Source organism: Streptomyces sp. NPDC050211, assembly GCF_040656035.1.
Taxonomy (GTDB): Bacteria; Actinomycetota; Actinomycetes; order Streptomycetales; family Streptomycetaceae; genus Streptomyces.
The window spans coordinates 1-14,410 of the sequence record NZ_JBFALC010000019.1 but is presented as its reverse complement, the minus strand read 5'-3'; the positions used below and the strand labels follow the sequence as shown (position 1 = coordinate 14,410).

General features: G+C 68.7%; 10 protein-coding genes and 1 pseudogene. All 11 read right to left on the bottom strand.

Annotated elements, in window-relative coordinates; genetic code table 11:
- Positions 1-35: 35 nt before the first annotated feature.
- A complete protein-coding gene (locus AB0I98_RS20560) occupies positions 36-380 on the bottom strand; it encodes a hypothetical protein (RefSeq protein ID WP_362943684.1) in 345 nt (114 codons plus the stop codon).
- A 20-nt stretch (positions 381-400) separates the two neighbouring features.
- Positions 401-937 (bottom strand): phage baseplate assembly protein V, encoded by a 537-nt coding sequence (locus AB0I98_RS20555; protein WP_274236997.1) that lies wholly within the window; start codon positions 935-937, stop codon positions 401-403.
- A 46-nt stretch (positions 938-983) separates the two neighbouring features.
- Positions 984-2,123, bottom strand: coding sequence for a hypothetical protein (locus AB0I98_RS20550; RefSeq protein WP_210574804.1), 1,140 nt, complete (start codon positions 2,121-2,123; stop codon positions 984-986).
- Positions 2,116-2,496 carry a hypothetical protein gene (locus AB0I98_RS20545; protein WP_362943681.1) on the bottom strand — a complete coding sequence of 127 codons (381 nt, stop codon included), beginning with the start codon at positions 2,494-2,496 and terminating at the stop codon, positions 2,116-2,118. The genes AB0I98_RS20550 and AB0I98_RS20545 overlap by 8 nt, the downstream gene beginning before the upstream one ends.
- Positions 2,497-2,508: 12 nt before the next feature.
- On the bottom strand, positions 2,509-3,195 hold the full coding sequence (locus AB0I98_RS20540; RefSeq protein ID WP_362943678.1) for a hypothetical protein: 687 nt from the start codon (positions 3,193-3,195) through the stop codon (positions 2,509-2,511).
- A complete protein-coding gene (locus tag AB0I98_RS20535) occupies positions 3,192-3,896 on the bottom strand; it encodes a hypothetical protein (protein ID WP_362943675.1) in 705 nt (234 codons plus the stop codon). Before AB0I98_RS20535 ends, AB0I98_RS20540 begins: the two co-directional genes overlap by 4 nt.
- 1 nt (position 3,897) lies before the next feature.
- Positions 3,898-10,758 (bottom strand): DUF4157 domain-containing protein, encoded by a 6,861-nt coding sequence (locus tag AB0I98_RS20530; RefSeq protein WP_362943671.1) that lies wholly within the window; start codon positions 10,756-10,758, stop codon positions 3,898-3,900.
- Entirely contained in the window at positions 10,755-11,075 is a 321-nt protein-coding gene (locus tag AB0I98_RS20525; RefSeq protein WP_362943669.1) for a hypothetical protein, read from the bottom strand. Before AB0I98_RS20525 ends, AB0I98_RS20530 begins: the two co-directional genes overlap by 4 nt.
- On the bottom strand, positions 11,066-13,069 hold the full coding sequence (locus tag AB0I98_RS20520; RefSeq protein WP_362943666.1) for an ATP-binding protein: 2,004 nt from the start codon (positions 13,067-13,069) through the stop codon (positions 11,066-11,068). Before AB0I98_RS20520 ends, AB0I98_RS20525 begins: the two co-directional genes overlap by 10 nt.
- A gap of 33 nt (positions 13,070-13,102) precedes the next feature.
- The gene (locus tag AB0I98_RS20515) at positions 13,103-14,119 is read right to left on the bottom strand and encodes a DUF4255 domain-containing protein (RefSeq protein ID WP_362943663.1); all 1,017 of its coding nucleotides are present in this window, start codon (positions 14,117-14,119) and stop codon (positions 13,103-13,105) included.
- Positions 14,120-14,204: 85 nt separating this feature from the next.
- Positions 14,205-14,410 (bottom strand): annotated as a pseudogene (locus AB0I98_RS20510) (hypothetical protein); the annotation flags it as partial.

Here is a 14,410-nt window from a genome sequence, read left to right as displayed (position 1 = left end):
CGTCCGGTGGCTCATCCGTCTGCTCAGCCGGCGGCTCATCGGACGGTGACCTTGCGCTGCGCGGTCTGGACGACGGGCGGGCCCTGCGGGACGAAGGCCGCCGTGAGGCACTGGGCCGCGGAGGTGTCGAGCAGCACGGGCGCGCCGTCGACGGTGATGCCGGTGCCGCCGGCCGTCCAGCGGACCGTCACGCAGGGCGTGGGCACGCCGTTCACGGTGTGCGGGCAGCCGGTGACGACGTAACTGTGGGCGGCCGTGGCGACGGCGGCACCCGCGATGCGTACGCCGCCGGACGGTGAGCTGGCGGCGGTGACGCGGCCGCCGTGCGGGCAGCCGATCACGGCGTTGGCGTCGAGCAGACTCCCGGATGTCCCGGACACGTTCTTCCTTCCCCCGGTTCTTATCGCTTGGACGCGATGGTCAACTGGCCCTCGTTCACGTCCACTTGGTTTCCGCGCAGAATGACCTCCGCGCCGAGGCCGTTGGAGATCACGATGGTTTCCTTGGTGATGCGGATGTACGCCCCGCCCTGGGCCTGCAGCAGAATCCCCTGATCGGGGCCCGGTGGGTCGCTCATCACGATCTTGTGCGCCTCGGGTGTCTGCACCACGACGGGCTTGGCCTGCGACGCCGGCTGCACCAGACGGCGGGCATCGGGCGGCAGCTCGCCCTGTTCCCCGTACCAGCATCCCGTCCACACCGGAAAGCTGGGATCGCCCTGCTCGAACTCGACCCACACACCGGCCCCCGGCGCCGGCACCACGAACTGGCCCGCCTGCGGCCCGGTGAACGGCAGACAGGGCAGCGCCCAGGTCGACGGCTCGTCACCCAGGACGTCAGGTACCTCGACAGTGATCCGGCCGATGTGCAGCGGATCGTTGTTGTCCACGACTCGGCCGCGGAACTTGCCGAGGTAGCGATTGCTGGGTGCCGCCATGTGAACTGCTCCTGGTCTGACTGGTCGTGATGGTCGGTTCGGGGGATCAGGGCCTGACGTAGGCGCTGCGCGCTTCGAGTCCCTCTCGCGACAGCGTGAAGTTCTGCTGGAAGGACCCCTGCCGCAGGATGTGCGTGACGGACTTGACGAAGTAGTCGCCGTCGTACGTACGGCCCGACCCGCGCACACCCACCAACTGGCGCGGCTGCAGGATGTAGCCGTGCCGGTTCACGTCGAGCGAGCCCGAACCGGAGACGACGTCGGCGGACACGGCCGCGCGCGCGAGGAGTTCGGCCTCGGCCTGTTCGCGCTGGTGCTTGGCGGTGCCGGAGAGGGTCTTGCGCCTGAGGGCCGGGGTGGGGCGTTTGCCGAGCGGCGGGCGCAGCGGACTGATCGGCGGCTGGGGCAGGAGGGTGGACTGCCGGGTGCCGGGGTCCTGCCAGCGGGCCTGCGGCTCCTCGCGGGCCGTCCCGTCGTAGGCGAACGTGAGCTGGTCGACGGTGGAGTTGGCGTCCATGTTGACGTTGAGGGCGTGCTGGCGGATGCCGAGGCGTACCTCGGGTCCCCAACGGGCCGAGGACTGGCCGGGGTTGGGGCCCGGCTCCAGATAGAACGTGTAGCCGTTCGCGCGGGCGAGCTCGTTGATGTACTGCAGATCGGTGCTCGTCTGGTAGTGGACGCGGAGGTCCTGGTGCGGCGGCTGGCTCACCTTCTCGGTGTAGACGTCGGGCCGGATGCCGTAGTCGGAGTAGCGGCGCAGGATGGCGAGGACGCGCTGGGACGGAGGGAGGTTGGGGTAGCGGTCGGTGCGCTCCTCCAGGTCCATCAGGAGACTCAGGTCCTCGCCGGTGACGGTGAGCGTGGAGTGCCCCGGCTGGTTGCTGGCCCCGACTTCCTGGCGCACGACGAGCCCGTCGAAGAGCACCTCGGGGGTGCCGCGGACGGTGACGGTCACGATGAGCCGCGTCTTCGGGTCGAAGAAACCCTCGGGCAGGAGGGTGCGGCTGATGAGCCCGTTCTTGGTGAGGTCGAAGGCGAGCTGGAAACCGCTTCGTTCGCCGGCGGTGGCGGTGATCTGGGCGGAGAGCAACGCCTCGGCGACCTCCGCGGGCACGGGCTTGGCCAGCTTCGGTCCCATGTGCAGGGTGATGTGAACGGGGCCGCGACCCACGGGCAGTTCAGCCACGCCGGACTCCCTGCGGCCCCTGCGGGAAGTACCCGGCGAGCGGCACGTCGACCTCGCGACCTGGCTCGTCGGTGAGTTCCTGCGGGTCCAGCACCGGGTTGGCGTCGGCGATCTGCCACCACTGGCCGGGGTCGCCGAAGTAGCGCTGCCCGAGCAGGTCGGGGCGCTCGCCGGTGCGGACGATGTGCGTCTGCGTGTCGTCGCCCGCCTCCTCGATCGGAGGCAGCAACCGCCGCTTGGCGTACCGGACCTCGGTCCCGTCCGGCAGCCGGTGCACGCCGATCTCGGCATCGTGGTACCGGCTCGTCCGGGGGTACGGGTGGGCCCCCGGTATCGCGTCAAGCGCGTTCTCGTACGGCTCGATCTCAGCCATGGTTTTCGCCCCTCAGCCCCTTCCCACTCCGATGCCGGCGGAGCCGAGCCCCAGCGACCCGATCCCCGCGGTGCGCGCGGCGGCGGCGAGGCGCTCCTTCTGCGCGAGATGCGCGTAGTACAACTCGGCACCCGGGTGCCCCAACGGCAGATCGCTCACAGTGAGCACCTTGAGCCCGATGCTGAGCGAGGCCCGGATCGGGTTGAGGTTGACATCGAACGCGGACTCGTTGATGGACAGCTCGGTGAGCCGCACGGGCATGACCCTCTTGCTCCCCCAGGTGAAGAGAGTGAGCGGCATCTCGATCGGAGAGATCTCGATGGTCCCCTTCTGCGACTGCCGGCTGGCTTCGCGGAGTTGGGAGGAGGTCGGCTGCACGAGCATTTCGAGCACGGCCAGTTGGGGGTGGATGCCGTCGGGTGCGGCGATCTCGAACTGGTCGGTGGCATCGATCTCGGCGGTGAACTTCCAGGTCTCCTGGGCGGGGCCTTTGAGCCGGAGAGCCTCGTTTCTGTCCCCGTTGCCACTGCCTCCTCCACCGGAATCACCGCTGCCTCCTGCGGACTGAGGCGAGAGGCTGCGTTCCAGGGTGTCGGGGTTGAACTGGAGCACGATGACGCGTTGGGGGGTGCCTAGTTCGGGGTCGACGAGGACTATTCCGGAGCGGATGGGCTTGGGGATGTCGGCGTAGCGGGTCACAGGCGGGCCTCCAAGCGTGCACGGAGCGGCTCGTAGTCATATTCGGGGAAGAGCGTGGGAAACGTCTCCAGCATCGTTTGGAGGTTGCTGCCGACTTCCTCCAGCCAGGAATCCCTGAAGTCGACGTCAGCGAACAGGTACTGCCAACCTGTAGTGCCTTTAGTTGCCAACACGGTTTCCAGATAGCCGCTCGGGCTCAGATTCAGTTTCTGAAACATGCGCTCAGTCTTGCTGTAGTACCACATCTCGAAGGGTGGTTCAGCAGACAGCCGCACGCCTGCCACCGCGCCCATCCCGCTTTGCGACAAAGAATCGATGGCGCGAAGTTCGGAGAGGATCTTTTGACGGCGAGGCTTCAGGTTGACATCCGTCGGCACGTATTCCGGGTGGCTTGCTGAATCCACTGTGCTGTGAAGCTGAAACTCCCCGCCAAGTGCCTGATGGCCTTCGCTCTCCCACAGGACGTGAACTTCCCGAGGAACGAAAAATTGGTGGTGAAGTGCGGATTCCAGGTGCAGCCGCCCGTTTTCGTCGAGTTCGCGAAGGGCAAGGTCCACCTCCTCAGACGTTGCGGCCGAAGGGGAGACGTACTCGTACTCGATCCGGACGTTCACCTCCTCCCTCAGTTCCCGCACCGCTCGAAGGAATCGCCTTTCCAGGTCGTCGGCGTCTTGCATGGCAGCCCTTTCGCGATCCTTCATGTCATACTCGCCAGTCGATTTCTTGTTTCTTTTTCGCCAGTTGCCGCATTATTTCTTCGATTATTCTGTCCGAGGGCTTCTTGTTCTCCCGCTGCTGCTCCCGAAGGTATTTTCTGACCGAGCCGAGGTTCGTGTAGGTAGGCTTTTCGACCTTCGTCTCCGACTGCTCGAACGTCCCGGCTATGTGTCGCGCACTCCGATTCGATATTTTGAGCCGATCTCCGAGAATCTTCTCTCCCGCAGAGTTGATGTGAATGCTGTGTTTCTCGTCCGGGTCCGGCTGAGGAATTCCAGGGGCCTCGTAGGTGTGGGATGTTTTGGGTTCCCAGTGCTCGGGCAACTTTCCCGTAAGCTCTGGCCGTTTCTTTGTGTATCCGCCGTAAGAGGCGCTGATTCGATCGGGGAATCCGGGGAAGTCGGAGTGGTTGAAGTCCGCCTCGGCTTTGTACCAGATCATCCTGTGCTTGGCGTTCTTCCCACTTCCTCTCTCCTCATCCGACTTATCGATGATGGAATCGTGTGCCCACTTCTCGATTTCTCGGTGGAACAAGTCATTGGTGCGGTGGCCTCGCGCCGGCACAAGGTTATTCGCCCCGTTGTGCCCGCCAAGACCCTTCGAACTCCCACCCGGCAGGAGGTGCATCTTGACCCACTCCGCACCCTTCCCGAGGCCATTGTTGGCAATGTACTCCCACCCCAGCGGCTGCTTCCTGTTTTTGTCCGGAACCTGGCCCTTCTTCTTCATCGTACTGTCGAGGAATTTTCCTTCCATGGACTTACTGGAAATATTCGACCCGGTGTTCTGCACCTTGTCGTAGTCCACGCGAGTGAGCTTGTCGTCGACTCGACCGGGAGATATATCCGGCGAGGGAAATTGTTCGGGGTGAGTGCGGTCCTGATTCGCCGGCGTGTTCACCCCGTGAATGCCGCTCATCGCCGCGGGGTTGAGCGTCCCTCGCACTCCGAAACTTTCGCCCCCTGTCTTGTAAAGCCCGGTCAAGCGGTAATAGTCCTTGAACTCCGCGAGGGTCGATATGTGATTCGACTCCGCCAACCCCTTGTCCAGGAGTTCTTGATCGCGTGGCCGGATCTTCGCGAGAATCTTCCTCAGGCGATCTTCCTTGTCCTTATCCTCCTCTTCCTTCCGCTTGTCCCTCTTTTCTTGCTTCGGGTCAGTCTTCGACTTATCTCCGTCGTCTCCTTTTTGCTTGTCCTCTTCGTTCTTCGGCTTGCCGTCCTTGCCCTTGTCCGTGTCCTTTGGCTTGTTGGATTCCTGGTCCTTCGGTTTGCCCGGAGGGCCATTTTCCTTGGGCTTGCCCGGCGCGTCCTTGTCCTTGGGCTTCGGGTCCTGCTTCGGCTTCACCGGTGGAGTCGGCTTGGTGTCCTGCTTGTCCTTGTCCGGCTGCTGGTCCTTGTCCTTCGGATTGCCGTTCTTGTCCTTGGACGTGGGAGGCGTCGGCTTGGTCGAGTTGTTGCTCGGGGTGTTGTTCTTGTCCTCGGTCTTGTCGTTCTTGTTCGTGGGGCCCTTGGGCCTCGTGGGCCTGGGGGACGGGGCCTGGGTGTCCTTGGGCTTGGCCGGCGCGTCCTGGTCCTTCGGCTTGGTCGGGCCGTCCTTGTCCTTGGGCTTGCCGGGAGGCGTCTGGCCCTTCGGCTTCGCAGGCCCAGCCTGGTCCTTCGGCTTGCCCGGCCCGTCCTGACCCTTCGGCTTGCCCGGCCCGTCCTGACCCTTGGGCTTGCCCGGCGTGTCCTGACCCTTCGGCTTGCTCGGCGTGTCCTGGGGCTTCTTCCCCGGCGGAGTCGTGGAGGTCTGCGTCTTGGCCGGAGTGGACGAGGGCGGCGCGCCCTTGTCGCCGTCCTTGTTGGGCCCCTTGTCGTCCCCGCCCTGCCCGTCCTTCCCCTTGTCCGTGCCGCCGCCCTTGTCCTTGCCCATATTGGCGGCGACGCCCTTGAGCCGCGTGCCGACCTTCGACACGTACTTGCCGATCCCGCTGAGGATCAACTCGTAGGCCATTTCAAGGAGGACCACGATGCCCGCCGCGATCGCCTTGGCGAAGAGGACGCCCGCGCCGCCCTGGCGTACGGACTTGAGCCAGGTGATGACCGCGCCGATGGCCTTGAGGATCTCGCCGAGCGAGCCGATCGCGGCCTGGATGGCCTCCAGGATGGCCGCGCCCCAGCCGGCGCCGGGGATCAGCTTCGCCAGGACCTTTGTGATGACGATCTCGCCGATGATGAAGGGGAGTTGAGGGACGATCGCGTCCCATACCTCCTTGGCGATCTTCTCTAGGGTCCAGCCGCCCTTCATGAGCTTGTTCCAGACGGCTTCGGTCAGGCCGGTGATCTCCTTGACCTTGTCGTTGAACCACTGCTTCACGGCGCTCTTGACCTCGTTGAAGAGGTGGTTCTTCGCACCGTCGTACGCGGAGTTCTTCGCGCCGCTGAGCCAGCCGCCGGGGTCCGAGAGGATGTCGACCAGGATCATCATGAACTCGCCGAAGGCGGCGATGAATTTCGTCGCGAAGTCGAGGACCGCCTTGAGGGCGTCCTTGCAGGCCTTCAGGACGTCGAGAAGCATCTTCTTCAGGACGTTCAGGATGTCGCTGAGAAGCTTCGCGATGGACTCCAGCAGATCCTTCATGATCTGCTTCAGCGCCGCGGCGAGCTGGGTGACGAACGCGAGCGCCGCGTTGATCAGGTCCGTGATGAACTTGCGGATACGGCGGGCGATTTCGATGACCGCTTCCACCAAGGACGTGACGAACTCGATCAGGTCCTCGATGAACTTCTTGATCATCTCGACGATGCCCTCGCGGGCCGCGTTGATCCAGCCCTCGACCGTCTCCTTGAACTTCTTCAGGGCCCCGATGATCGCTTCACGGGCGTCCTTGATGATCTTGACGATCTTGTCCCGCAGCGCGATGAACTGTTCCTTGATCCAGTCGAGCGCCTTGGACAGCCAGTTCTTGGAGTCGTCGGTCTTCTCTTCCTTCTTCTTCTCCGCGTCCTCCTCGGCCTTCTCACCCTTGTCCTTGACGTCCTTGTCGCTGGTCTCCTTCTCCTTCTCGACGTCCTTGTCGGTGTCTTCCTCTTCCTTCTTGACGTCTTCCCGGACCTTCTTCTCCCGGTCCGACTTCTTCGTGCCGAGCTTCTTCAGCTCGTCGTCCTGCTCCTTGGTCCAGTCGGAGCGCTGCTTGTCCACGTCCGTCAGGACGCCCTCGCGCTTGCCCGTCTGCTCCTTGGTGTTGGACTGGACTTCCTTGTCGACCTGCCGCTTGTGCTTCTCCTGGGACGTACGGGTGTCCTGGGTCTTCTTCTCCCGGCCCTTGCCCATGTCCTGGCGGCCGTCACTGAGCGCCTTCTTGAACTGCGGCTTGCGCTCGTGCTCGGCCACTTCCGAGGCCGCTTCGGGTGGTACGGCACCAGTGCTCGCACCGCCTCCACCGACGCGCGACTTGCCGCCCTGCTCGGCCGGCACCTTCCCTTCGAGCCGTTCCTTCGGCGCGTCCGGATAGACCTGGTCCTCGCCCATCTTCCGACCGGCGTCGTCGGCCCCGGTCTCGGCGGCCTCCTGGCTCTTGTCGTCGGTGTTGCCGCCCTGCTCCTCGGCCTTGTCGTCGGCCTGGCCCTGCATCTCCACGCCCGGCGCAGTACCGTTCTGCGCCTGCTTCATGGCCTCGTCCTTGGTCGGCATCCCGGCGAACTGCGCGGCGAGATCCTCCGCCGTCACATCGAGGCCGATCAGGTCGCCCGCCCAGCCGAGGGCATAACCCGCCATCATCCCGACCTGGTCGAAGAAGTCGGGCTCCTCCATCTCCTCGGCCTCGATCTTGCCCTCGGGCTTCTTCTCGCCCTTGACCTCGGCCTTCTCGTCCTTGGCGTCCTCGGCGCGCTCGGCCTTGTCCTCGTTGTACTGCGCCGCTTCCTCGGCGTCCGGCTTGCCGTGCAGGGTCCTCGGGGCGCCGGTGGGGCGGTCCATGGCGGGCGGCTTGGACGCCAGTTGCTTGTGCTCCTTGCCGACGTCCTTGTCCACAGCACCGCCGACACTGTCCATCGCCTCGACGGCTTGGTGCGGCTTGAGGTTCGACGCGGTGGCAAGGCCCTCCTCGGGAGAGCCACCGGAGAGGTCCGGCGCCGCCTTGGACGCCTTCTTCACCTTGGCCGCGGAGGCCTTGCCCCCACCCGTGGAGCCGCCCTTCGAGGCGCCGCCGCCACCGCCGCGTGCCGGCGCGGGAGTGGCCCGGGAGCCGGAGTCGGCCCCGCCCCCGGAGTCGGCCCCGCTCTCCGCCTTGCTCTCCGGCTGCGGAGCCTGCTCCTTCGGCTTCTCCGTCCGCGCTTCCTGGGCCCTCGGGCCCGGCTTCTCCGTACGGGAGGAAGAGGGCGACTCCGTACGTGAGGCTGAACTCGCCGTGTCCGAGCCGGAGTTGTCGCTGCCTGAAGGCTGGCTGGAGGTCGAGCCGGACGACGGTGTCGTACCCGTATCGGCCGAGCTGTCGGAGTCGGTCGTCCCGCCGCCGGACGCGGACCCGTCCGAAGTGCCGCTCCCGCCCTGGTCCTTGGGCCCCTTCGACTCCTGCGGGCCTGGGGACTCCTCGGCCTTCGCCGCTCCCGTTGCGCCCTCGTCGGAGGCGCCCTTCTCCCCCTCGGCGCCCGTCTTGGCGGTGCCCGACGGGGGCTCCTTGGCCGAGGTGTCGGAGCGGGACTGGGCGGAGTCCTTGTCGCCGCCCGACGCCTTGTCGCCCGGCCCGCCCGCGGTCGGCGTGCCCTTCTCGTCCTTGGCGGCCTGCTCGGCCGTACCCCCGCCGGTCTCCTTCGAACGGTCCTTGGCCTCCTGCGTGTTGGCCTCGGCGGCGACCGGACCCGCCTTGGGGTCGTCGCCCTGTTTGGGGTCCTTGGAGGCCACGCCCGGTGCGGGCTTCGGCTCGGACTTCTCCTCGGGGTCGAGCTCGCTCTCCGTACGGCGGCTCTGCTCCGCAGCCTCCTCCTCGGCGCCCGGCACAGGCGGGGAGTCGTCGGTGCCCGGGTCGTCCTTCTCCGCCGCCGCCTCGCGCTCGGCGTCCTCCTCGTCCTCCTGCTGACGCTGTGCCTGCACCTTTTCGGCCCTGGTCGGCGGCGGGGCGGAGAAGGAGGGAGTGGTCGGGGCGGAGTTCCCGGCGGACTCGTCGATCTGGTCGGAGGTCGGCACGTTCGACACGTCGAGGTCCTGCTCGGGAAGGAAGTCCTCCGGCCTGAGTTTGATGTCCCAGGCGCTCTGCTCCCCGCCACCGACCTCCACCTCGGAGTCGCCGCCCTGGCCGGGGGACTCCTCCCGCTCCTCCTCGCCCTCCTGGTCCTGGGCGCGGGCCCCGTCCAGCGTGCCGGCACGGCCGGGGAACCCGTCGTCCTTCGCCATGGCCGTGGGGCTGCCCTCGTCGCGGCCGGGCGCGTCCTGCTTGGCGGCCTCGGTCGCGGCGGCGCTCTCGCGGGCCTTGGCGGCCTCGTCCTCGGCGTCCGCGCGCGGGCCCGCCGCATCCTCCTGGCCGGCTTCCTTCTTGGCCTTCTCCTCGGCCTGCTTCGCTCCGGCCCGGTCGCCGTCCTTCCCGCCGCCCTGCTTCCCCTTGTCCTGCTGTTGCCCCTGCTGTCCGCTCTTCTCCGCGCCGGACTTCTCGCCCTGCTTCCCGGCGGCCGGCGCTCCGGCCTTCCCGCCGGCCGCGGTCTCCTGCTGCCCCGGCTTCTGTTCGGACTGCGCGGCGGGCGAAGTGGGCTGCTGGCCATCCCCCTTCGGGCTGGAGGCGTCCCCGCCCGTCCGCGGGTCGGACTCCTTGTCGTCCTCCGCCTTCCCGGCGTCCGCGCCCGGAGTGCCGCCCTGCGGGACGGTGCCGCCCGCGTTCTCCGGCGTACTGCCCGCGGCGGGAGCGGTGTCCCCGGACCCGGCCCCGTCCACCGACTGCTTCTCCGGGCCGGGAGCGGGACCCGTCCGCTCGGTGCGCTGCTGCTCCTCCTGGGCGGCCTCCTGCTCCCTCTCCCGCTCCGCCTTCACGTCCTCGGCGGTGTCCTCCTCGACCTCCGGGGCGAGGAGGCCCCGCTGCCGGGCGGTGGCCTCGCTCTCCGCCTGGCCGTCCACCTCGATCTCCGTGACCAGGTCCACCACGAAGTCGTGCTCGGAGGTGAGCAGCCGGTGCTCCAGCCGGTCCAGTACGCGCTCCTGAAGCTCCTCCGAGAGCGGGGCCAGCGAGGCGCGGACGCGCTGAGCGCTGTCCGTCGGGTCGGAACGGAGCGACCGGATAACCGTGTTGGCGAGGCGGTCGACCAGCGTGGCGGGGTCGAGGTGCTCGAGCCGATTGCGGTCGGCGTGGACGGTGGTGTAGCGCATCCACGCCGGAGTGCTGGCCTCCGGGGCGACCTCGGGTGCCTGCTCGCCGCGCGCCACGGCCTGGGCGGCGTCCTCGGCGGCGCGCTCGGCCGCCTCGTGCGGCGCGCTGACCTGGCCCAGGTCACGGCCCGCCGCCAACGTGCCGCTCGCGAACGGGTGTTGGATCGTGTGCAGCAGCTCGTGCGCGAGAAGGGCACGGCCCTGTTCCGTGCCCGGCTGGTACTGGCCCTCGCCGAAGAAGATGTCCTGGCCCACCGCCACCGCGTCCGCGCCCAGCATGCCGGTGAGAGCACCCGCGTCGCGGTCAGTGTGCAGGCGTACGGAGCCCAGGTCGTGGCCGAGCTGCTCCTCCAGCTCCCGGCGCACACCGGCGTCGAGCGGCTGCCCGGCCCCGCTGACGATGCTCTTCGGCTCCGGCGCGCGGTTCTTCGCCGCGCGCTCCTTGCGTTTGCGGCGGCGCTCGGCGGCGGCCTGCTCGGCCGCCTGGGAGTCCTGAGAGGCGGAGGTCGTCATCGCGTCACCTCCCCACGGCCCGAGAGCCCCGCGTGCACCGCGCGGGCCAGCTCCTGGCCGAGACGGCGCGCGGACAACCCGGCGGGCATCGGGGGCAGTCCCGACACCCCGTCCACCGACACGGCACCGTCCGCGGCCAGCGGCACCCCGTGTTCCCGTACGAGACGGGTCAACTCCCGTTCGAACGACGCCGATACGCGCTGCGGATCCACGGACGAGCCGAAGCCGTCCAGGACCAGCTCGCCGATGTCGACACGGATCTCGCGCGGCTCCGGACGACCGGCCGCGCTCTGTCGATCTGGCCTGTTCACACCCATCCGCGGACCTCCGTCGGCGTCAAGGAGCGTTCCAGCTTGAGGTATTCGGTGCGGGCCGCGGCAAGCAGGTGCCGCATCTGCAGCCGGTCGCCCTCCTCGGCGGCGAGGAAGGCGCCGGACAGGGCGATGTTGCGGATCGAGCCGCCCGCGGCGGTGAGTTGGGCGAGGAGTTCGGGGTCGATGCCCTTGGTGGGGGTCTGCGGTGGCAGCACACGGCGCCAGATCTCGGCGCGTTCGTGCTCGGCCGGGAAGGGGAAGTCGACGACGAAGCGGATACGGCGCATGAAGGCCGTGTCCAGGGCCTTCTTCATGTTGGTGGTGAGGATCGCGAGGCCCCGGTAGGCCTCCATCCGCATCAGCAGGTAGCTGACCTCCAAGTTCGCATACCGGTCGTGGCTGTCCTTGACCTCGCTGCGCTTGCCGAAGAGGGCGTCGGCCTCGTCGAACAGGAGGAGGGCGCCGCCGCGTTCGGCGGCGTCGAAGACCTTGCGGAGGTTCTTCTCGGTTTCACCGATGTACTTACTGACCACCTGGGAGAGGTCGATGATGAACAGGTCCAGCCCCAGCTCCTTGGCCATGACCTCCGCCGCGAGCGTCTTGCCCGTGCCGGAGCCGCCCGCGAAGAGGGCGGTGACGCCGAGCCCACGGCGCAGGGTCGCCGCGAACCCCCACTCCTGGTGCACGGTGGCCCGCTGCCGCACATGCGCGACGATCTCGCGCAGCACGCTCGTCTGCCGCTCGTGCAGGACGAGGTCGTCCCAGCCCGCCTCGGGCTCGATGCGGCGGCCCAGGTCGTCCATCCCGATCCGGGCCTCGTTCAGCCCGGCCCGCCAGGCGAGCCCGGCGGCGTCCAGCTCGTCCTCGCCGGGCAGATCACGGCGTACGGCGGCGGCGGCGGAACGTACGACGTGCGGCGGCAGCTGGAACTGCGCGACCAGGGACCGCAGTTGCCCCTCCTCGATGTCGACGACGTTCTCGAACGCGCCTGCCCACAGACGGAGTTGCTCCTCGTCGTCCAGGCGCGGCACGGTCACCCGCTCGCCGCGCGACCGGTCCGTCTGCCGCGGATCGTCGCTCGACACGACGACGGGAACGGCGGCCCCGGCCAGGAACGCGTCGGTGGCGGCATGCTGGTCGCGGTCGAGTTCGCCGACCTCCACGAGCAGCGCGGCGGGCAGCAGGATCGCCTCGCGCTGCCACAGCCGGGCGAGCCGGTCGCGCTCCGCCGCGTCGGTGGGAATGTCCTCGGCACTCATCGCGTACAGCCCGAGGCCGGACCGCGCGGCCGCGGCCGCCGCGATCTCGGCCCGGCTGCGCAGATCGCCGCCGACCACCTCGACGAGCATCGGCGCGTCCGGGCGGGCGGCGGTCGTCCAGCCGCCGGCGACCCGGCTCGCGGCCAGGTCGTACGACGGCGGCATCTCGTCCGGCACCGGAGTGCGGCGCAGCTGGCCGTGCAGCCGGGCGTCCAGGTAGGGCGAGCCGAGCAGGAAGTGCAGGATGCGTTCGTCGAGCCGCAGCCGGGACAGCGTGAGGCGCGAATCGTCCTCCAGTTCCACGATGCGCCAGCGCCGCAGCGGCGCGACCGGGGTGAGGGCACTCCAGTGCGGTTCGGCGAGCGCGGCCAGGGCGAGCGAGAAGGTGGGGTACGCGCGCTCCGGATCACCGCTCGCGGCGGCGCACCGGGCGGCGGTCGTGGGGTTCAACTCGTGGGCCGCGGTAAGGAGTACGAGGTCCCGTTCGAAGGGAGTGAGGCCGAAGCAGGTGACGAGTGCGTCGAGCGGCGCGGTCGCGGGAGCGGCCGGGTCCGGTGCGGGGGTGACGGCGCCGCCGCCATCGCGGGAGCCGTCATCGGAATCGGTCTGCGGGGCCGTGCCCCGCCCGGCCGCGCGCGCCGCGTGGGCGTCGACACGGGCCAGGACACGCCGGATCTCCGCGGTCAGCGTCGGGCTGCCACCCGGTGCGTCCGCTGTGCCCGTCTCGTACGTCCCCATGTCCTCACCTGCCCCGGTTGTCCCCACGCCGCCTCAGCTCTCCGCGCCTTCGGGGCCGCCTGCCGGAGAGGAGCCCGAACCCGAAGAGGATTCCGACGACGAGTCCCCGGACGTCACGGCCCCCGTGCTCTTGGCCGCGCCACGCGCGGACTTGCCCGCCTGCGCCGTCTTCCCGGGCTGCGCTTCCTTACGGGCGCGAGCAGGCGCCTTGGCGGCGGCTTTCGCGGGCGCCTTCGCAGGTGCCTTCGCGACTGTCTTGGCCGGCGCCTTCCCAGGCTCCTTCGCCACGGACTTGGCGGGCGCCTTGCCGACGGCCTTCGCAGCCGCCCCTTCCCCGGAAGCCCCGCCCTCCGCAGGAACGGGAACAGGCGCGGGCGCCGACGCACCGCTCTCACCCTCCCGCGGCGCCTCCGCCCCTCCCGGCGGCACCGGCGCCCCCGGCGCCCCGAACGGCAGCACCCGTGCCGTGTGCCGCTCCACCGGCTTCGGCGGGGTCGGCGTCTCGCGGCCCTCGATGAAGACGAGAGCCGCCTGGTACACCACCGACAGCGAGTACGGGGTCTGGTGCAGCATCCCCCACAGCTTCGACGTCTCGTCGATGTCCATCACTGTCGGCGCGAACCGCACCCGCTGCGCTGCCTCGGCGAGATCGCTGCCCGCCAAGTAGGGCCGCTCACCGGCCTGTTCGATGACGTCCTTGGGCAGCACCGGGATCTCGTGCAGCGTGCGCACCACGGAGCCGATCAGCCGCTGGCCTACCAGCTCCGTCTCCTCGCCGTACGCGCTGATCACGAAGTGCAGGTCCAGTGCCGCGGCGGGCCGCTTGAGCAGCGTGCCGTCGGACGCGCGGGTCGGCAGGTCGTTGTTGCGCTGGGAGGTGTTGGGCGTGACCTGGTACAGGAACACGGTGATGGTGGGGTCCGTTGGCGGATCGGCCGGCGGCTTGCGCGGCTCGACCTTGACGGCCATGTCGATCTCGGGCTGCAGATTGGCCTCGATCAGCAGGGCGAGAGCCTGGGTGACATGGGCGAGGGCAAGTGCGTTGCTCATGACGTCGGTTCCTCGACTCCTCGGTTCCCGCTGGTCTCTTCGCTACAACAGCTACGACGGTTACAACAGCTGCGCCCCCTCCCGCTCACTCGCGCCCCCGCGCCAGGTAGTCGGCGAGGCTCACGGTCGCGGCCTGCCGGGGCGTCGCCCCGGGTCGCGGTCGGGTGCCGTTCGCGGCGGACGCCGCCGTGACCTCCAGCCGCCCGATCTGCACCTGCACCACGTGCTCGGCCGCCCGCCCCGGCCGCCGTGCCGCGGCCTGCCGTACGGCCTCGCGGGCCGCCGCCGTTT